The organism is Luteibacter sp. OK325 (assembly GCF_003050935.1).
Lineage (GTDB): Bacteria > Pseudomonadota > Gammaproteobacteria > Xanthomonadales > Rhodanobacteraceae > Luteibacter.
In genome coordinates, this window is record NZ_QAOX01000002.1 from 475959 (window position 1) to 495892 (window position 19934).

Here is a 19934-nt window from a genome sequence, read left to right on the forward strand (position 1 = left end):
GAGTTCAACGTCACGTTGCCTGCGGTTCATTCTGATGAAATGAAAACGAAACCAACGTGGGATTTTGAGGCGTCTCAAAATCAAGATACTTACGAACTCGTTCGGTAACAACCGGAAAAGCCGATAGATTCGTAAACGACACCATTCGTATACGCCTACGATATTCATGAAAATCCACCGCTGTCGTAATTCCAGGCGCTCGTGTTAAGTGCTTGTGTACACCCGGTGATGATGAAAGACTCGATGGCAGACAAGGTCTTCCCCTACTAACGACCTCGTCATTTCAAGCGCGTTCAGCCACCTGACAACCACGTCGGGCTAGACCGCTTTGCCTAAAATAAGCGTAAGGGTCGTCATCATGAAACGTAATAAGCTCACGTGCGCCTTGGCCGCGTTTCTTCTAACTCCCGTTGCAAGTACTGCGTGGGCACAGGCTGCCGGCCCCGACGCAACCCCACAGGACACCAGTGCCACGCCGAGCACCCTGCAGACCATCACGGTGACTGGCTCAGCCATTCCGCGTATCGATACCGAAACCGCTTCGCCGGTGACCACGATCTCTGCCAAGGACATCGCCCGCAGCGGTTACACCACCATTTCCGATGTCGTGCGCTCTATCTCCGCCGACAACAGTGGCTCGATTCCCAACAGCTTCACCAACGGCTTTGCGGCGGGCTCGTCGGGTGTGGCCCTGCGCGGCCTGACAGTAAACTCCACCCTGGTACTGATCGATGGCCATCGTGCCGCCAACTACGCCGTCGCCGATGATGGCCAACGTTCCTTCGTCGATCTGAATACGATCCCGCTGGCCGCGGTCGATCGCATCGAAGTGCTGAAGGACGGCGCCTCCTCGCTGTACGGTGCCGATGCCATTGCCGGTGTGGTCAATGTAATTCTCAAACCTGGCTACCAGGGTGTGGAAGCGTCGGCTGACGTAGGCAACTCTGCCCATGGCGGTGGCTTTACGCGCAAGGGTACTTTCCTTGCCGGCGGCGGCGACCTGAACAAGGACGGTTACAACGCCTACTTCAGCGCACAGTTTGAGGAGGACAACGCCATCCAGGCGGGCGACCGCGGCTTTCCCTACAACACCCAGGACTTGAGCAGCATCGGTGGCGCCAATCTCCAGCCCGGCCAGCCGGCCAATGGCTCAGGTTCGATCTACGGCTCGGTGACCCCCGGCACGCTGGGTACGCCAGGCGACGTGACCACGGGTATTCCGAACGACGGTGCCACCGCGAGCCTGCTGACGGGTGGCTGCGGTGTCAAAGGCACTCTTACCACCGACAAGTCGGGTACCTACTGCCAGCAGAACACGACCGCGCAGTACACCCAGATCCAGGCAAAGATGAAAGAAGGCGGCGTCTATGGCCGCTTCACCGTGAAGATCAATGACACCACGAAAGCGTACGTGTCGCTCAGCTACATGGAGACAAAAACCGATACGGTCAATTCCCCGGCCCAGGTCCAGACTTCGACGCCAAACAACACCAACAATATTGCGTTGCCGGCGTATTTGAGCAACGGCAGCCTCAACCCGAACAACCCGTTCGCGTCGAGTGGCCAGGCGGCGCTGCTCAACTACGCGTTCGGCGATATCCCCCGCGGTGGCACCTACGATAACCACAACCTGCGTATCGTTGGCGATGTCGCAGGCACCTGGGGCGAATGGAACTACGACGCGGCGCTTGTCCTCAACCACACCAGCCTGGATACCCAGCTGTACGGTTACCTGCAGTACGCCGGCCTGATCAACGCGATCAATACCGGTAGTTACAATTTCCTCAATCCGGCGTCGAACAGCTCGGCGGTACGTAACGCCCTCGCGCCCGGCTACAACAAGACCTCGACCTCGGACCTCGATGCCGTCGACCTGGCGGCCAATCGCAGCTTGTTCGACTTGCCCGGCGGCGCCCTGGGTATGGCGGCAGGTATCCAACTGCGCCACGAAGCACAGAACGACCCGTCACTGAATCCGGGTAACGAGTTCCAGGGCCTGGGCAATGCGCAGACCCGGGGCAGCCGCGATGTCGAAGGGGCTTATCTTGAATTCGACGCACCCTTGCTGGATTCGCTGGAGGCGGACTTGTCCGGCCGCGTCGATCATTATTCGGATATCGGCACCGAGTTCGCGCCCAAGCTGGGCCTGAAGTGGAAGCCGCTCGATTGGCTGGCGGTGCGTGGCACGTTCTCCAAGGGCGTGCGTGCGCCGAGCTTTTCGGAGAACGGCTCGAGCTCCAACGAAGGTTTCGTGACTTACAACCCGCCGGCTTCCTTTGCTGCGGAACATGGCAACAACGGCTATGTGCAGGCGTACCAGCTGGCCCAGTTCACTGATGCCAACAAGAACATCAAGCCGGAACGCGCGAAGAGCTATACGCTGGGCATCGTGTTGCAGCCGACGAGCTGGCTGAATGCGTCATTCGATTACTATCACATCAAGAAAACCGATGTGATTACGTCGACCGACCCCGGTGCGATTCTGGATGCGTATTACGCGGGCCAGGCCCTGCCGACAGGTACCCAGGTGATCGCCGACAAACCCGATCCGCTCAATCCCAACGCGTTGGCACGGCCGATCGAAGTGATCGGAAGCTATATCAATGCCAACTCCCTGGTGACCGATGGCCTGGATGTCGACCTGCAGGGGCATTTCACCTTCGGTAACGGTATCCAGTACATCTCCGACTTCAGCGGTACGGATATCTTTTCCTGGAGGCTGACGCTGCCTGATGGCACGGTGGAATCGTTCGCCGGCACGCACGGTCCTTACAACCTCTCTTCCGGCGCCGGTACGCCGCGGTATCGTGAGTCGTGGTCGAACACCATGATCTGGAACAACCTTACCCTCACCGGAACCTTCTATCACACCAGTGGCATGAAGAACACGGCGCCGGACGTGTATGGCAGTGACTGCATTCCCGATGGCTATTCCAGCTGCACTGTCGGTTCGTTCACCGAGTTCAACCTCACCGGCAGCTACCAGTTCACGCCGAAGATCGCCGTGACCGCTTCAGTCATGAACGCGTTCGATCGTAAGGCGCCGCTGGACGTGGCCAACTATGCCGGCGTCAACTACAACCCGACCTATGCCCAGGACGGCGCTATCGGCCGGTTCTTCAACCTGGGGGTAAAGGTCAAGTTGTAATCAGCGCCGGAAGCAGCCGAGCGCGTGGTCGTCGACGATGCCGACGGCCTGCATCCAGGCGTAGGTGATGGTCGGGCCGACGAACTTGAAGCCACGCTTCTTGAGGTCCTTCGAGATAGTCGCCGATAACGGGGTCTGCGCGTGCACGGTGCGTCCGTCGCCGCGCAGCGCCTTGCCCTCGGTGAATGACCAGCAATAGGCGTCGAACGTCTCGCCGCGCGCTTTCATGTCTTCGTAAACGCGCGCGCCGTTGATCGTAGCCTCGATCTTCGCGCGCGAACGAATGATGCCGGGATCGTCCAGCAGACGCAGGATGTCCTTCTCACCGAAACGCGCCACCTTCGCCGGATCGAATCCCTTGAAGGCCTTGCGGAAGGTCTCGCGCTTGCGCAACACAGTGATCCAGGCGAGACCCGCCTGGAAGCCTTCGAGCATCAACTGTTCCCAGAGCATGCGCGAATCGTGCAGCGGCACGCCCCATTCCTCGTCGTGGTAATCGGTGTAAAGCGGGTCACTGCCCGCCCACGTGCAACGTTTCGGTTCCTTGCTCATCAGAGCCCCAGGTCCGAGAGGCCGGGATGGTCGTCCGGACGCCGACCCAGCGGCCAATGGAACTTGCGCTCGCTTTCGGCGATGGGCAGGTCGTTGATGCAGGCATAGCGATGGTGCATTTCACCCTCGGCATCGAACTGCCAGTTCTCATTACCGTAGGAGCGGAACCAGTTGCCGCTGTCGTCGTGCCATTCGTAGGCGAAACGCACGGCGATACGATCACCGGTGAACGCCCAGAGCTCCTTGATCAGCCGGTAGTCCTGTTCCTTCTGCCACTTACGGGTGAGGAAGGCGACGATCTCCTCGCGCCCGGTGGCGAACTCGGCACGATTCCGCCACTGACTGTCGACGCTGTAAGCGAGTGACACCTTGGCCGGATTGCGGCTGTTCCAACCGTCTTCGGCCAGACGGACTTTCTGCACGGCGGATTCATGGGTGAACGGAGGGACGGGCGCGGCCATGGGGAGACACTCCAGATCGAGGGAGCCGCCAGTGTACCTATCGGCGCACTGGCACCCTTGCCATTTCTTCTTACGAGAAGTGTCCTTCGCCGTCCTCGGTCCAGCCCGCTTCGGGCCGCATGTGCTCCGGCACGGCGAACAGGTGCCGGAAGCGCGAGGGCTGCGAACGCAGGTATTGCTTTGGTGGATGGTGGATCACGCCGCCCAGCTGGGCAGCCGCATGCCAGGGCCAGTGGGGGTCGTACAGCACCGTACGCGCCAGGGCGATCATGTCGGCATCGCCCGTGGCCACGATGGCCTCGGCCTGTTCGGCTTCGGTAATCAGGCCGACGGCGACTACGGGCATGTTCACAGCCGCCTTCACCGCGCGGGCGAAGGGCACCTGGTAGCTGGGACCGACCGGAATCTTCTGCGCGGCATCGAGCCCTCCCGTAGACACGTGGATGGCGTCGCAGCCGTGGTCTTCGAGCGCCCGGGCGAACACGAGGGTCTGCTCCAGGTCCCAGCCATCCTCGACCCAGTCGGTCGCCGAGACACGCATGGTGACGGGGCGATCGGCCGGGAACGCAGCACGAACGGCATCGAACACTTCGAGCGGGAAACGCATCCGGTTTTCCAGCGAGCCGCCGTACTCGTCGGTCCGCTGGTTAGAGATGGGCGACAGGAACTGGTGCAACAGGTAGCCGTGGGCGCCGTGCAACTGGACGACGTCGATATCCAGACGCGCGGCGCGCACCGCGGCGGCGGCAAAAGCATCGCGGACGCGGGCGAGGCCTTCGCGATCCAGGGCGGTCGGGGCGACATAGTCGTCGAGGAAGGGCACAGCCGACGGCGCCTCGGTCTGCCAACCGTGTACGTCGTCCGGCGCAAGCTGGGCGCCGCCAACCCATGGCGTATCGGTCGAGGCCTTGCGACCCGCGTGGTTCAGCTGGATGGCGATCGGCACGTTCGACCACTTGCGGACGCCGTCGAGCGTCCGCTTCATCGCAGCTTCCGTGGCGTCATCCCACAGGCCCACGTCGGCCCAGGTAATCCGTGCCTCGGGCAGCACGGCGGTGGCTTCGATCGTCACCAGGGCCGCGCCAGAATTGGCCAGCGTGCCCAGGTGCATCAGGTGCCAGTCGTTCATCTGGCCGTCCACGGCCGAGTACTGGCACATCGGCGCGATCACGATCCGGTTGGTCAGGTCGAGGTTGCGTACACGGATCGGTTTGAACAGCGCGGGTTGGGCCATAGAGTGTCTCCTCGGTACTGCGTGGGGCTGGTGCTTGATAAGGGATGAGGCTTGATACCGTGTTGGGGTATCCGTTGCTTGAAAAAAAGGGCGCTCAGGCGAGGCCGGGGAGTGGAGCCTCCGGCGACACAAGGCCTTGCTGGCGCATCTCGCGCCAGAAGTCGGCGGGTATGACGGCCTTCAGCGCAGCGTGGTCCTCGGCAATACGCGATGGCTTGCTGGCACCGGGAATCACCGCCGCCACAGCGGGATGGGCCAGCACGAACTGCACGGCGGCAGCCTTTACCGGTACATCGTGTCGGGCGGCCAGCGCCTTGATCTTTTCGACACGGGCGATAATCTCCGGCGACGCCGCCTGGTATTCGAAGTGCGTGCCGCCGGCCAGGATGCCGGAGCTATAAGGACCACCAACGACGATGTCGACGCCCTTCGCCGCTGCGGCCGGCATCAGGCGCTGCAGTGCATGGGCGTGATCGAGCAACGTATAGCGTCCGGCGAGCAACGTGGCATCCGGGCGGGCGTTGGTGAGGCCCAGCAGGAGCTCCACCGGCTCGGTCTTGTTCACGCCCAGACCCCAGCCCTTGATAACGCCTTCATCGCGCATGCGATCCAGCGCGCGGAAGGCGCCCGTGCGCGCGATCTCGAACTTGCCCAGCCACTCGTCGCCGTAAAAGTCCTGTGCGATGTCGTGCACCCAGACAAAATCGATATGTCCGACGTTCATGCGCTTCAGGCTGTCCTCGATGGACTGGTACGTGCCTTTTTCCGTGTAGTCGTCGATGACTTTGTTCGGGCGACCGAAGGCGAACACACCACCCTTCTCGCCCAGGTCCCTGGCGCCGGTTTCCAGCTCGTCAAGGACGATACGGCCGACCTTGGTACTGAGCGTGTATTCGTCACGCGGGTGCTTCGCCAACATCTGGCCCAGACGGATTTCAGCGAGGCCGGCGCCGTAGAACGGCGCGGTGTCGAAGAAACGCGTGCCCTGCTCCCAGGCGGCTTCGACCGTGGCGGCAGCCTCGTCTTCAGGAATGTTGCGGAACATGTTGCCCAGTGGGGCGGTGCCGAAGCCCAGCGGGCCGGCCAGAAGCTTGTCGCGAATGGTCATGGGGTGTCTCCAGGTCGAAGGGGTACCGTGGCGGGATTCGTTCCGCGTCATCACGAATAAGGCCTGACGAGTAATATGAAACCCGACGGTGCCAGCGGCAAGACGGTCCCGGCTATCGACACTGATGCCCTCAATTCACGAATAGGTGGCTTATGGACAACCGGGCGGGAGAGATGGAGGCCTTCATGCGGGTCGTGCAGTCCGGCAGCTTCGCGGGCGCGGCGCGGAGTTTCGGCCTGTCGCCCTCGGCGATCAGCAAACTCGTCGCGCGACTGGAAAGCCGCCTCGGCACGCGCCTGATCGTGCGCACCACGCGCACCCTGCAACTCACCTCGGAAGGCGAGACGTACTATGCCCGTGCGTTGCGGGTCCTGGCCGATATCGACGAGACCGAGCGCCTTGTCGCCCATGGCGGTGCGGCCGTGCCGTCGGGAAAGCTGCGCGTGAACGCCTCGGTGTCGTTCGGCGTACGCAAGATCGTCCCGTTGATTCCTGAATTCCTCGCGGCCTATCCGCTGGTGGAGCTGGACCTGTCCCTCAACGACAATATCGTCGACCTGGTGGAGGACCGCGCCGACGTGGCCATACGCGTCGGTGTGCTGCCCGACTCCGGCCTGAAGGCGCGCAAGATCAGCGAGGCGGGTCACGTGGTGTTTGCCTCGCCGGCGTACCTGGAACGGCGCAGCATGCCGGCCAGTCCCGAGGACCTCGCCGACCACAACTGCCTGGTCTTCAACCTGGGCCGCACGTTCAATGCGTGGCCCTTCCTGGACCCTGCGACCGGCAAGAGCCGGCCCGTCCCGATCAGCGGCAACTTCCAGGCGAATAACGGCGAGACGCTACGGCGCATGGCGGTCGACGGCTTAGGTATTGCGCGGCTGTCGTCGTATCACGTGGAGCGTGACATCGCCGCGGGGCGGCTGGTACCCATTCTCGAGGAGTTCAATGCGGGTGAGCGGCAGGTCACGCACGCGGTGTTCGTCGGGCACGAACACCTGGCGACGCGCGTCCGGGCTTTTGTGGATTTCCTCGCCGAGCGGGTGCCGGCTTCGGAGGATTGGTATCGGCAGGACTGAACCGCTGGGCAGCTCAAACCACCTTCTTTACCCTTGTCTGGGCCGGGGGCAGCGGACTCCCGCCGGCCGTGCGCGGAGTCATGACGGGTACGGGCTTCCCGGTGTCGGTGTCGATCAGGCGAGAGTACTTCTCGCCACGGTCGAAGAGATGCTTCTCGCCCCACTGGCGTAATGCCACGACCACGGGGAAAAGGCTTTCTCCTCTCCGGGTGAGCACGTATTCCTGATAAGCGCTGCCATCGGCAGCAGGCTGACTGACGAGTACATCGGCATCGACCAGTTTGCGCAGGCGATCGGCGAGGATGTTGCGGGCCACGCCCAGGCCTCTCTGGAAATCGCCAAAGCGACGAACCCCATCGAACGCATCGCGAACGATGAGCAACGACCAGCGATCACCCATGACATCGAGTGATCTTCCGACGGGGCAGGTTCGATTGCTGTCTACGGAGTGTTCGGTCATGCGGAGTTCCTGAGATGCACCTGCCTAAAGGTTGCATTTTGCAACTACATTGCCTAGCCTTCAACTAGTTTCACTTTGCAACTAGCAAGAAGGATCTCCATGGCGGATACCCTGCCCCGCGGCCTTGTCGCACTGTTCGCCTGCGCGAGCGGCCTCAGCGTCGCCAATGTCTATTACGCACAGCCTTTGCTGGATGCATTGGCGCACGACTTCTCGATCCCGCGCGCAGCGATCGGGGGCGTCGTCCTCGCAACCCAGGCAGGATCGGCACTGGCCTTGATGTTCCTCGTCCCATTGGGTGACCTGTGGAATCGCCGACGGCTCATGCTTGCCCAGGCGACTTCGCTGGCAATGGTCCTGTTTGGCGTCAGCCTCGCCGCTTCACCGCTGGCACTCCTGGCCGGCATGCTAGGTGCGGGCCTGCTGGGAACGGCCATGACCCAGGGGCTTATTGCATATGCCGCTAGCGCAGCCGGACCGGACGAGCGCGGTCGCGTCGTCGGAGCGGCACAGTCGGGTGTGTTCGTCGGATTGTTGCTGGCGCGGGTGCTCGCCGGCGGCATCAGTGATCTCGCTGGTTGGCGTGCGGTCTACGCGGCGTCCGCCGCGGCGATGCTCGTGCTGGCCACCCTGCTTTGGCGAGCCCTGCCCGTCCTGCCTGCTACTTCCCAGCAGCTGGGCTATCCGCGCCTGATCGCCTCCATGTTCGGGCTTCTGCGCAGCGAACGGGTGCTGCGTGTCCGCGGCACCCTTGCGATGCTCATGTTTGCCGCGCTCAACATTTTCTGGAGTGCGCTGGTGTTGCCGCTGAGCGCTCCTCCTTATGGCTATTCGCACACGGCGATCGGGGCCTTCGGGCTGGTGGGCGCGGTGGGGGCGCTGTCCGCAGCGCGTGCCGGACACTGGGCCGATCGAGGCTTCGGTCAGCGCACGACGGCGATCGCGCTGGTCCTGCTGATCGCCGCATGGGCACCGCTGGCCCTGATGGGGACATCGCTGTGGGCGCTCCTGCCCGGCATCGTTCTGCTCGATCTTGGCGCCCAGGCCATTCATGTAACAAACCAAAGCATGATCTTCACAAGACGACCCGACGCGCACAGTCGTATGGTCGGTGTATACATGCTGTTTTATGCGGTGGGCAGCGGGCTGGGTGCCATGGCGACGACGTCGGTCTACGCGGTCGGCGGATGGCCGGGCGTCTGCCTGCTAGGCGCGGTCGTCAGCATCGCAGCACTCATCTTCTGGATTGCAACGCTTGAACGAGGAAGGCACGCGTGTCCGAACAACCTGGAACCTCCCCGGCGGATAACCATTCCGACTCGGTGATCATCGCCTGCCCCGTCGACGCGGCGCTCAACCGCGTGCCGAGGGACAGGTTGGGACAAGACCCCAAGTGCGGCACGTGCCATAACCGACTCTTCCCGGGCAAGGCCGTCGATATGACTGCGGCAAATTTCGAGCGACATACAGTGAAAAGCGAGCTGCCGGTAGTCATCGACTTCTGGGCCGCCTGGTGCGGACCCTGCCGTACGATGAGCCCGAATTTCGAAGCGGCGGCGAAAGTGCTCGAGCCGCGCGTGCGCATGGCCAAGCTCGATACCGAGGCCATGCCGGAGATTTCAGGGCGCTACGCGATCCGCAGCATCCCGACCATGATCATGATTCACGAAGGCCGCGAAGTCGCTCGAACGTCGGGTGCCATGCCGACCCAGGCGATCGTGCAGTGGATCAACAACGCTCTCGCGCAGGCTCGTCTCGGCTGATCATCTAAAACGTACTGACCAGGTTTCCCGCTGACATGACCCAGAAACGCATTCTTCTACAGACCACCATCGTACCGACCGCGGATGACTGGAGCATCGCGCGCTTCTCACTGCTTCGCGAACTGCTCGGTCGTGCGCGTGCCACAGACGGAGAGCCTCTTTACGAGGTCGTGGCGCGCGACCGTGGGGCGCCGCCCGGCTCGTCCGATCCGGTGCTCGCCACCCTCGATGAGAGCGACTTCGACCAGTTGTGGTTGTTCGCAGTGGATGTCGGCAATGGCCTCAATGACGAGGAACGGGCTGCCATCGATCGCTTCCGGCAACGCGGCGGCGGCCTGCTGGTCGCGCGCGATCATATGGACCTTGGCTGTTCGGTCTGCGACCTGCAGGGTGTGGGACGGGCGCACCACTTCCATACGCATAATCCGGATCCGGATGTTTCGCGCCGCGTCGTCGATGACCCCTACACCACTGCCATTCTTTGGCCGAACTTTCATTCGGGTGCTAATGGCGATTTCCAGGAGATCTCGCCTGTGGGTGAGGTGCATCCGGTCCTCGCCGATCCTGATGCGCCAGGAAACGCTTTACGCTACCTGCCCTCCCATCCGCACGAAGGTGATGTCACGGCGCCCTCTGGCGATGCCAGTGCTCGCGTCATCGCGACCGGAAAGAGCGAGGTGACCGGTGCGCCGTTTGCGATTGCCGTGGCGTTCGAACCGCAGCCTGACGGAACCGGGCCCGCCGTCGCGCAGTCGACGTTTCACCACTTTGCCGATTACAACTGGGACCCGGATCATGGGAAGCCGAGTTTTGTTAGCGAGGTGCCGGGCGGAAGTTTGCGGGTAACGCCTGAGGCAAAGAGATCTACGGAGCTTTATGTGACTAATCTGGCACGGTGGTTAGGAACGAGAAGCGGCAACCAGCCTAAATAGGTGCAGCCGCCTCTGATAGAAAAAGTTCCGCCTGCTTGCGCATGCCGAGGGAAACAGGTTCCCAGATCCTCTCTGGAAATCCATCGGGCAAGCGTGACTCGACCGCATCGAGGGCATCCCCGACACCTTCGACAAACGCGATCATGGCGGCCCACACAGCGAGGCCACCATTTCTCCGCGCGAGCGCGTGCCAGTGCCGCGCGCGAATGGTGTACAGATCGTAGTGCGCGTTTTTCGACCGAAGAGCCATGGCGAGCCGAACATCACGTAAATGCAATTGCCCGCTCTTCTTGCCGACATACGGCCAGATAGACAACACGTCGTATAGAGGAGTCATGTCGTAGGCATTCCCCTGACGCAGGAAAATGGAAAAATTCTTGGCGTGCCCATCTGGCGCAGCCATCAACCAGAACGCCAGCTGCGCCAGTTGAAACGCCAGCCGGTCGGTTCCCGCATCGGAGCTTCCGGCGAGAAGTGCCAGTCCGTCCGAGACCGATGGGCCACCGTCGTCCTCGTATTTCAGCCGCGGCGGCAAACCGAAAGCCTGGCAAAAGTCCTCCTGCGGCAAACGGATAATCCACCGTCCGTCGGGAGCCCATTCACGGTCGAAGCGTTCGACGATCAATGCGCGTTGGTCGCCGAATGTCGCCATGTCGGTGCGAGCTGCGGGAAGGCCAAGCGCCTGGATAATCTGCGCACAAAGCCACTCATTCTCGACCGAATCGAACATATCGATCCGGCTGGTATTGGCGATTACGCCTAGTGGCAACTTGAAGATGTGTGTGCTTGGCGTGGCGCCAAGCGGCCTGCACCAACTTCCACCGATATGTGCGAACGCCGTTTTCTCTTGAGCGCCGGCCAGCGAGATTCGAAACGGAGGTGTGCCGTCGCGGACCGCGCCCGCGGGATCCGTCGGTACCGAGCGAAGCGCCGCAGCGATCTCGGCGTCGTTCAGCGGCTCGGATAGGATGCGGTCCCAGCCATCCGGCGTCGTGCCCTCCGGAAGTAACTGCACAGCGCCCACGCAATCGCGACCGATCGCTTCAAGCAAGGCGAAGGCATCGAGCGATCGTGTGCTGAACCTTCTTCCGATGCGTTCGCGAATACGATCGTTATCAGGTAGCAGGTTATCGAAATAGTTCTCGACCACTGGCCCGGTGATCGAGAGGGTCGGCGTCAACGGCAACGACAGCGAGAGCGGCCGAGCCTTCTCGGAAGCCAACCACGAGGTCGCGTAGGCGAACGTGTGGGAGCCGCGATCGACCCGCCACATGCCTACGTGCTCACCGTTCATCCATGCGCTCAGGACACCCACTACCAAGCGCCCTTCTTGGGCGTGATGGTGGCATCCGCTGACGGCGCAGGTCGCTGTGCAGGCCCTCCGTCGCGCACGACCAGAGAGGCTTGCAAGGCAGATAGAAGCTTCATCAGCTGCTCGACGCTGACCACCCCCGGATTGTTTTCGATCTCGGCAATCCGGGCCTGGCTGACGCCGATCAGCTCGCCGACCGCCGCTTGCGTCAGACCCCGCTCCTTCCTGAGCGCGCGGAGATACTCACGCAGTTCATTGGGCAAGCGGATCGGATAGTCCATGGGCGTCTCCCGTGTCGACGCCAATATATAGTCTGGAGCCAATATTTACCATATATCGGCTCCAGTACATATTATCCATTTATAGGCTTTAGTACATGTCACTCCCACTCAATGGTAGCTGGCGGCTTCCCCGATATGTCATAAACAACACGAGAAATACCACGCAACTCATTGATAATGCGAGTCGAACAGGTATCAAGAAAGTCGTAAGGAAGGTGCGCCCAGTGCGCCGTCATGAAGTCGATCGTCTCGACAGCCCGCAGCGCAATGACCCACTCATACGCCCGACCGTCGCCCACCACGCCCACCGAACGCACCGGCAGGAACACGGCGAACGCCTGGCTCACCCGGTCATAAAGGCCATGCTTGCGCAGCTCTTCAATGAAGATCGCATCCGCACGCTGCAGCAGGTCCACGTACTCCGGCTTCACTTCGCCCAGCACGCGCACCCCCAGGCCCGGACCCGGGAACGGATGGCGGTAGACCATCTCGCGCGGCAGGCCGAGCTCGACGCCGATGCGGCGGACCTCGTCCTTGAATAGCTCGCGCAGGGGCTCGACCAGCTTGAGCTTCATGTGCTCCGGCAGGCCGCCGACGTTGTGGTGGCTCTTGATGACGTGGGCCTTGCCCGTCTTGCTTCCCGCGGACTCGATGACGTCCGGGTAGATCGTGCCCTGGGCCAGCCACTTCACGTTCTCGAGCTTGGCCGATTCCTCGTCGAAGATCTCGACGAACAGGCGGCCGATGATCTTGCGCTTGGCTTCCGGGTCTTCCACGCCGGCGAGCGCGTCGAAGTAGCGCTGTTTCGCGTCGACGCGAATGACGTGCACGCCCATGTGCTCGGCCATGGTCGACATGACCTGGTCGCCTTCCTGGAAACGCAACAGGCCGGTATCGACGAAGACGCAGGTGAGCTGGTCACCGATAGCCTTCTCGAGCAAGGCGGCCACGACGGACGAATCCACGCCGCCGCTGAGGCCGAGAAGCACGCGGTCGCTGCCGACCTGCTCGCGCACGCGGGCGACCGAATCTTCAATGATGTGGGCGGCGTCCCACAGCGTGGCCGACGCGCAGATGTCGACGACGAAGCGGCGCAGCAGCTCCAGGCCGCGCTTGGTGTGGGTGACTTCCGGGTGGAACTGCACACCGTAGAAGTGACGCTCGTCGTCGGCCATGGCGGCCAGCGGCAGGCTCGAAGTGGACGCCGTGGCGGCGAAGCCTTCCGGCATCGCGGTGACGCGATCACCGTGGGACATCCACACGCCGAGCGACTCGCCCTCCTCGACCACGGTATCGAACAACGCGCAGCTGGCGAAGGTGATCGTCGCCGGACCGAATTCACGATGGTGACCGGCTTCGACCTTACCGCCGAGCTGCTCGGCCATGGTCTGCATGCCGTAGCAGATACCCAGCACCGGCACGCCCAACTCGAAAACCAGCTGCGGCGCGCGTGGTGATTCGTCTTCGGTGACGGACTCGGGACCACCGGACAGGATGACGCCGCGCGGATTGAAACCGCGGATCTCGTCCGGCGCGTGGTCCCATGCCCAGACTTCGCAGTAGACGCCGATCTCGCGGATGCGGCGGGCAATCAGCTGCGTGTACTGCGAACCGAAGTCGAGGATGAGGATCTTGTCGCTATGGATGTCGGTCATCGGGCAGCCTGCAGTTCGAAAGTCTGAAAAAGCAGAACGCCCACTTGAGGCGGGCGTCCTGGGTCACCTGGAGCGAGCGCCTTAAGCGTCGGTCAGGCGGTAGTTCGGCGCTTCCTTCGTGATCTGGATGTCGTGCGGATGCGCTTCGCGCACGCCGGCACCGGTCACCTTCACGAACTGGGCCTTCTCGTGGATCTCGTCGATATTGGCCGCGCCCATGTAACCCATGGAGGCACGCAGGCCACCCATCATCTGGTGGATGATGTTGTGCAACGGACCACGGTACGGCACGCGACCTTCGATGCCTTCGGGCACCAGCTTGTCGGCGTCGGCTTCGTCCTGGAAGTAGCGGTCCTTCGAGCCGAGCTGCATGGCACCGATGGAGCCCATGCCGCGGTAGCTCTTATAGGAACGACCCTGGAACAGCTCGACCTCGCCCGGTGCCTCTTCGGTACCGGCGAACATGGAGCCGAGCATGACCGACGACGCGCCCGCGGCAAGCGCCTTGGGGATGTCGCCCGAATAGCGGATGCCGCCATCGGCAATCAACGGGATCTCACCCTTGAGGGCCGTGGCCACCAGGTCGATCGAGGTGATCTGCGGCACGCCGATACCGGTAACGATACGGGTGGTGCAGATGGAGCCAGGACCCACGCCGACCTTGACCGCGTCGACACCGGCGCCAAGCAGCGCGCGCGCCGCCTCGCCCGTGACGATGTTGCCGGCGATGACCTGGACCTGCGGGTAATGCTTCTTGACCCAGCCCGCACGGTCGATGACCGCCTGCGAGTGCCCATGGGCGGTGTCGACGACGATCACGTCCACGCCGGCATCGACCAGCGCTTCGATCCGCTGCTCGGTGTCGCCGCCGACGCCGACGGCCGCACCGACCACCAGGCGCTCATGGGAGTCCTTGGCGGCGTTGGGGTTGTCGCGGGCCTTCTGGATGTCCTTGACCGTGATCAGGCCGCGGAGCTGGAAGCCGTCGTTGACGACCAGCACCTTCTCGATCCGGTTGCGGTGCAGCAGTTCCAGCACTTCGTCATGCGAAGCGCCTTCCTTCACCGTGATCAGGCGGTCTTCCCGGGTCATGATGTTGCGGACCGGGTCGTCGTGCTTGCGCTCGAAGCGCAGGTCGCGGCTGGTGACGATGCCGACGAGCTTCTCGCCATCCACCACCGGCACGCCGGAGATGTTGTGCGCGCGCGTGAGCGCCATGACTTCGCCGATCGAGGTATCCGGACGCACCGTGATCGGGCTACGGATGACACCGGCTTCGAACTTCTTCACCAGGCGCACTTCAGCGGCCTGGAGCAGCGGGGTCATGTTCTTGTGGATGATGCCGATACCGCCGTTCTGCGCCATGGTGATGGCGAGGCGGGCCTCGGTCACGGTGTCCATGGCAGCGGACACGATAGGGATATTCAGGCGGAGACCACGCGTGAAGCGCGTCGAGGTGTCCACGTCGCGAGGCATGACCGTGGAGTGGCCGGGTACCAGAAACACGTCGTCGTAAGTGAGTGCCTCAGCAAGGATGCGCATGAGCATTAGTCCCGCGAGTAAATCGCGGCATTATAGCGTGCGTTGCAGCAAAACGACATAAGGTAAATGTGGGAGCCGCTTCAGCGGCGAAAAGCCAACGGAGCGGTGTAGCTGCAAGGCCAATCGCCGATGAATCGGCTCCCACACAGACCCGGGCATCGCCGATGAATCGGCTCCCACAAAGGCGCATCAGGCGTCGATGGCTTCCGCGGCCTCGAGCGTGTTCTCCATCAACGTCGCCACGGTCATCGGCCCGACACCGCCCGGCACAGGCGTAATCCAGGACGCGCGCTCAGCTGCCGGCGCGAACTCCACATCACCCACCAGGCGACCGTCCTCAAGTCGATTGATGCCGACATCGATAACCACGGCGCCCGACTTCACCCACTCGCCCTTGACCAGTCCCGGCTTGCCGGCGGCCACGACGAGGATATCCGCCTGACCGACGAATCCTTCGAGATTCTGCGTGAACTTATGGCAGCAAGTCACTGTACAACCAGCGATAAGTAACTCAAGCGCAAGCGGTCGACCAACGTGATTGGACACCCCGACGATGACCGCATGCCGGCCCCGCACGGGATAGTCGGTATGCCCAAGCAAGGTCATGACGCCCTTGGGCGTGCACGGACGCAGGCCGAACCGACGCAGGGCGAGGCGGCCCACATTCACGGCCTGGAAGCCGTCCACATCCTTACCCGGATCGATCCGGTCGACCAGCGCGTCTTCGTCGATGTGCCCGGGCAACGGAGACTGCACGAGGATGCCATGGACGGCGGGATCGGCATTGAGGTTGTCGATGAGGGCGAACAGATCCTCTTGCGTCGTCGTCGCAGGCAGGTCATAGCCGTACGACTCGAACCCGACCTGCTGGCAAGCCTTGCGCTTGTTTTTCACGTACACCGCGGAAGCCGGATCCTCGCCCACCAGCACCACGGCAAGGCCCGGCTTGCGCCGACCCTCGGCGACGCGTTTGGCAACGCGGCGCCCGATATGTTCGAGCAGTTCGTGGGCGATGCGCTTACCGTCGAGGATGCGTGCGGTCATGAAGAATTCGCCCTGCGAAAACGAGACATTATCGCTGCAAAGCATCATGTGTAGAAGTGCGCCCGGCCGACCTCGCCGCGTGCATACTCGCTCCATGACCCTCGATACCGTTCCCTACCCGCACGACCTGACCGACGGCGTCCTGAGCCTGCGTGCCCACCGCATGGCGGATGCCCCCTTCCTGGCTGAGGCCGTGCGCGAATCGGTGTCCACCGTAGGGCGCTGGCAGGACTGGTGCACGGCCGGTTACAACGATGCCGCGGCAGAGAGTTGGATCGGCCTCTGCCGACAGACCTGGCTGCTCGGCGACGGCTTCGAAATGCTGATCGTCGACGCTGACACGGACGCGATCCTCGGCGGAATGGGCGTCAACCACCTCAACCGCGAGCAACGATTTGCAAACCTCGGGTACTGGGTGAGAGAGTCAGCACAAGGTACTGGTATTGCAGGACATTGCGGTCGCATGGCCGCCAGGTTTGCCTTCGAAACGGTCGGCGTTGCGCGACTGGAGATCGTTGCGGCCCATGACAACGTCGCAAGCCGCAGAACCGCTGAACGAATCGGAGGTAAGTTCGAAGGAGTGTTACGCAACCGATTGGTTGTAAATGATATATCGGTCGATGCTGCTATGTACTCTCTGGTTCCGGACGACATCGCCTAGCCCGTCGCCGGCGTAGCCGGCTCCCACAAGGAGCCTGGCTCCCACTAAGGAGCCTGGCTCCCACAAGGGGCCTGGCTCCCACAAGGGGCCTAGCCTGCCGCGGCGCACATCCGCTCCAGATCGACATACCCAGTGAATCGCGCGTCGCGCCCGCACCCCGGGCACTCCGGGTCACGCTTCAACGTCAGTTCGCGAAAACGCATAGCGAGCGCGTCGTAAGTCAGGAGGCGTCCGACCAGCGGCTGCCCGATATCCAGTATGAGCTTCATCGCCTCGGTGGCCTGCACCATTCCGACCAGCCCGGGTAACACGCCCAGCACGCCTGCCTCGCTGCAGTTCGGTGCGTCCGCGGCGGCTGGCGGCTCAGGGAACAGGCAGCGGTAACACGGAGAATCCGCACGGCGTGGATCGAAGACACTCGCCTGGCCGGTAAATCGCTCGATCGCCGCGTACACCATCGGGATACCCAGCTGTCGCGTCGCCGCTGCCAGAAGGTAGCGGGTCGCGAAGTTGTCGGCGCCGTCGATCACCACGTCGTGCTCGCGAATCAGGGCCTCAACGTTGTCGGCGCAAAGGCGCTCGACGACGCAGTGCACATGGATGCGCGGATTCAATGCGGCCAGCGTCATCCGTGCGGATGCGGCCTTACTCATGCCGACGCGGGCATCCGCATGGACCACCTGCCGATGCAGGTTGGAGCGCTCGACACGGTCGTCGTCGATCACCGTGAGGTGACCCACGCCGGCGGCAGCAAGGTAGAGCAAGGCAGGCGCACCGAGCCCACCCGCGCCGATCACCACCACGCGCGCATTCGTCAGCTTCGCCTGGCCAGCTTCGCCCACCTGGGGTAGCAACACCTGGCGCGCATACCTCTCGGCGGCGTCGGCATCGAGCGCACCGGCGACGACGGGAAGACCCGCCACCTTCCAGGCACCCATGCCGCCATTGACGGACGAGACGCTCCGATAGCCCATGCGTTGCAGGGCTTCGGCGGCCAACAGCGAGCGCTGGCCACTGCCACAGAGAAGGAGGATGTCGCGATCACGGTCAGGCTCGGCCTGTTCGATCCGCAGCTCGAGGAACCCGCGGGACAGACCCAGCGCGCCGGTCGGCGTGCCACTGGCACGCTCGTTGTCCTCACGGACGTCGACGAGCAACGCACCGCCAGCCTGCCGGACGAAGGCCTCAGCGGCGGCGACTTCAGGAACGCGCAGGCGCAACTCGGCCAGCCAACGTTCCCGATCCAGACCTTCAGACATGCGAGGCTCCCCGATGAGGGCGACGCTTACTTTTCGCGCCGTTTCGCGTTACGGATCATGCGCTGACGCTTTTGCTGCTGGCTATCCGACAGGACGTTCTTCTTGCCCGCGAACGGATTCTCGCCATCGCGGAAATCGATGCGGATCGGCGTGCCTTCCAGCTTGTACCGCTTCCGGAAGAAGCCTTCCAGGTAACGACGATACGCCGGCGCGATGTGCTTGGTGCGGCTGCCGTGGATGATGATCGTCGGCGGGTTGAAACCGCCGGGATGTGCGTAGCGCAGCTTCGGGGCATGACCGCGAACCAGCGGCGGCTGATAGGCCTCGTAGGCTTTCTCGAGCGTCCGCGTCAGGTCACTGGAGGTCATTACCTTGGTCGCAGCCGCGTGGGCACGGACGACAGCCTTCATCAGTTCGCTGAGGCCGGAGCCGTGCAGCGCCGAGATGAAGACGGTCTTCGCCCACTCGACGAAGGCCAGGCGGCGCCCGAGCGCGGCCATGCACTGGTCGCGAGCGTACTTGTCCATGCCGTCCCACTTGTTGACGGCAATGACCAGCGCGCGCCCCTCTTCCATGGCACCGCCGATGAGGGTGAGATCCTGGTCGGCGAGGTTCTCGCGCGCGTCGATCATCACCACCGTAACCTGCGAGGCAGCAATGGACTGGAGCGTCTTGATAACACTGAATTTTTCTACCGCTTCCTCGACACGTGCGCGGCGACGGACACCGGCGGTATCGATCAGCGTGAAGCGCTTGCCGTCCCGCTCGAGCGGAACGCGAATGGGGTCGCGCGTGGTGCCGGCCACATCGGAGACGATGAGGCGCTCCTCGCCGAGCAGACGGTTGATCAGGGTGGACTTGCCCGCATTGGGGCGTCCCACGATGGCGACACGGATACCCTGGTCGGCAAGACCCGGATCGTCGTCGCGATCGTCGGGCAGGTGGTTGAGCGAGCGCTCCACCAGCACGTCGACGCCGCGGTTGTGCGCCGCCGACATGGGCAGGGTTTCAGCCATGCCGAACGAGGCGAACTCACCGAGCGCCACGGCCTCGTCGACGCCGTCGGTCTTGTTGACCACGACGATGACCGGCTTGCCGCTGCGGCGCAGCTCGTTGAGGATGCTGGCGTCCTGCGGGAGCACGCCGTCACGCGCATCGACGACGAAGACCAGCAGGTGGGCTTCCTCGATGGCGAGGCGAACCTGTGTCGCCGTCAGGCCCTCAATACCTTCGTCGCTGCCCGACAGACCACCCGTGTCCACGACCACGAAGGGTCGCGGACCAAGACGACAGACACCGTAGTGTCTGTCACGAGTAACGCCGGGCATATCGGCGACGAGGGCGTCCCTGCTACGCGTCAGCGCATTATAGAGGGTCGACTTACCGACATTGGGGCGGCCGACCAGGGCGACGACGGGCAACATGGGAGGGGCAGTATTCCTGTGG

At 63.0% G+C, this 19934-nt stretch carries 18 protein-coding genes; 6 read left to right on the forward strand and 12 right to left on the reverse strand.

All coding sequences use genetic code 11. The annotated features are described in order from the left end of the window. The first annotated feature begins 358 nt into the window (after positions 1-358). Positions 359-3148 (forward strand): TonB-dependent receptor, encoded by a 2790-nt coding sequence (locus C8J98_RS05930; protein ID WP_107911842.1) that lies wholly within the window; start codon positions 359-361, stop codon positions 3146-3148. Here the strand turns inward: C8J98_RS05930 and C8J98_RS05935 are convergent, their stop codons facing one another. The 4 genes from C8J98_RS05935 to C8J98_RS05950 form a co-directional block, all read right to left on the reverse strand. Further along, positions 3149-3700 (reverse strand): DNA-3-methyladenine glycosylase I, encoded by a 552-nt coding sequence (locus C8J98_RS05935; protein WP_107911844.1) that lies wholly within the window; start codon positions 3698-3700, stop codon positions 3149-3151. Then, complete coding sequence (locus tag C8J98_RS05940) at positions 3700-4161, reverse strand: nuclear transport factor 2 family protein (RefSeq protein ID WP_107911846.1); 462 nt, start codon at positions 4159-4161, stop codon at positions 3700-3702. The genes C8J98_RS05935 and C8J98_RS05940 overlap by 1 nt, the downstream gene beginning before the upstream one ends. Positions 4162-4231: 70 nt before the next feature. Then, the gene (locus C8J98_RS05945) at positions 4232-5395 is read right to left on the reverse strand and encodes an NADH:flavin oxidoreductase/NADH oxidase (protein ID WP_107911848.1); all 1164 of its coding nucleotides are present in this window, start codon (positions 5393-5395) and stop codon (positions 4232-4234) included. 94 nt (positions 5396-5489) lie between these two features. Then, positions 5490-6503: an aldo/keto reductase gene (locus tag C8J98_RS05950; protein WP_107911849.1), complete on the reverse strand. Its 1014-nt coding sequence runs from the start codon at positions 6501-6503 to the stop codon at positions 5490-5492. A gap of 152 nt (positions 6504-6655) precedes the next feature. On the opposite strand from C8J98_RS05950, the gene C8J98_RS05955 reads away from it, so the two are divergent. Next, positions 6656-7579, forward strand: coding sequence for a LysR family transcriptional regulator (locus C8J98_RS05955; protein WP_107911851.1), 924 nt, complete (start codon positions 6656-6658; stop codon positions 7577-7579). Between the two features lie 13 nt (positions 7580-7592). On the opposite strand, the gene C8J98_RS05960 is transcribed toward C8J98_RS05955, so the two are convergent. Then, complete coding sequence (locus C8J98_RS05960; protein ID WP_107911853.1) at positions 7593-8039, reverse strand: helix-turn-helix domain-containing protein; 447 nt, start codon at positions 8037-8039, stop codon at positions 7593-7595. Positions 8040-8138: 99 nt separating this feature from the next. Here C8J98_RS05960 and C8J98_RS05965 point away from each other — a divergent pair, with 99 nt between their 5' ends. Genes C8J98_RS05965 through C8J98_RS05975 form a run of 3 tightly spaced genes read left to right on the forward strand, consistent with a single transcriptional unit; the run spans position 8139 to position 10734 of the window. Then, positions 8139-9365 (forward strand): MFS transporter, encoded by a 1227-nt coding sequence (locus tag C8J98_RS05965; RefSeq protein WP_107911855.1) that lies wholly within the window; start codon positions 8139-8141, stop codon positions 9363-9365. Further along, on the forward strand, positions 9314-9802 hold the full coding sequence (gene trxC, locus C8J98_RS05970; RefSeq protein ID WP_107911857.1) for a thioredoxin TrxC: 489 nt from the start codon (positions 9314-9316) through the stop codon (positions 9800-9802). Before C8J98_RS05965 ends, trxC begins: the two co-directional genes overlap by 52 nt. A gap of 35 nt (positions 9803-9837) precedes the next feature. Further along, on the forward strand, positions 9838-10734 hold the full coding sequence (locus C8J98_RS05975) for a hypothetical protein (protein ID WP_107911859.1): 897 nt from the start codon (positions 9838-9840) through the stop codon (positions 10732-10734). On the opposite strand, the gene C8J98_RS05980 is transcribed toward C8J98_RS05975, so the two are convergent. The 5 genes from C8J98_RS05980 to folD form a co-directional block, all read right to left on the reverse strand. Next, positions 10727-12028 (reverse strand): type II toxin-antitoxin system HipA family toxin, encoded by a 1302-nt coding sequence (locus C8J98_RS05980; RefSeq protein WP_233260125.1) that lies wholly within the window; start codon positions 12026-12028, stop codon positions 10727-10729. The two genes, C8J98_RS05975 and C8J98_RS05980, sit on opposite strands and share 8 nt — an antisense overlap. Before the next feature lie 20 nt (positions 12029-12048). Beyond that, positions 12049-12327, reverse strand: coding sequence for a helix-turn-helix domain-containing protein (locus C8J98_RS05985; RefSeq protein WP_107911863.1), 279 nt, complete (start codon positions 12325-12327; stop codon positions 12049-12051). Between the two features lie 98 nt (positions 12328-12425). Continuing rightward, positions 12426-13982 (reverse strand): glutamine-hydrolyzing GMP synthase, encoded by a 1557-nt coding sequence (gene guaA / locus C8J98_RS05990; protein ID WP_107911865.1) that lies wholly within the window; start codon positions 13980-13982, stop codon positions 12426-12428. Positions 13983-14063: 81 nt separating this feature from the next. Beyond that, positions 14064-15524, reverse strand: a complete 1461-nt coding sequence (gene guaB, locus C8J98_RS05995) for an IMP dehydrogenase (RefSeq protein WP_107912617.1) — start codon at positions 15522-15524, stop codon at positions 14064-14066. A gap of 189 nt (positions 15525-15713) precedes the next feature. After that, the gene (folD, locus tag C8J98_RS06000) at positions 15714-16568 is read right to left on the reverse strand and encodes a bifunctional methylenetetrahydrofolate dehydrogenase/methenyltetrahydrofolate cyclohydrolase FolD (protein ID WP_107911867.1); all 855 of its coding nucleotides are present in this window, start codon (positions 16566-16568) and stop codon (positions 15714-15716) included. On the opposite strand from folD, the gene C8J98_RS06005 reads away from it, so the two are divergent. Continuing rightward, positions 16567-17229: a GNAT family N-acetyltransferase gene (locus C8J98_RS06005; RefSeq protein ID WP_158272614.1), complete on the forward strand. Its 663-nt coding sequence runs from the start codon at positions 16567-16569 to the stop codon at positions 17227-17229. The two genes, folD and C8J98_RS06005, sit on opposite strands and share 2 nt — an antisense overlap. Before the next feature lie 89 nt (positions 17230-17318). Here the strand turns inward: C8J98_RS06005 and moeB are convergent, their stop codons facing one another. Together moeB and der are read right to left on the reverse strand one after the other, a co-directional pair. Beyond that, a complete protein-coding gene (gene moeB / locus C8J98_RS06010) occupies positions 17319-18488 on the reverse strand; it encodes a molybdopterin-synthase adenylyltransferase MoeB (RefSeq protein WP_107911870.1) in 1170 nt (389 codons plus the stop codon). Positions 18489-18514: 26 nt separating this feature from the next. Continuing rightward, entirely contained in the window at positions 18515-19912 is a 1398-nt protein-coding gene (gene der / locus C8J98_RS06015; protein ID WP_107911872.1) for a ribosome biogenesis GTPase Der, read from the reverse strand. Positions 19913-19934: the final 22 nt, after the last annotated feature.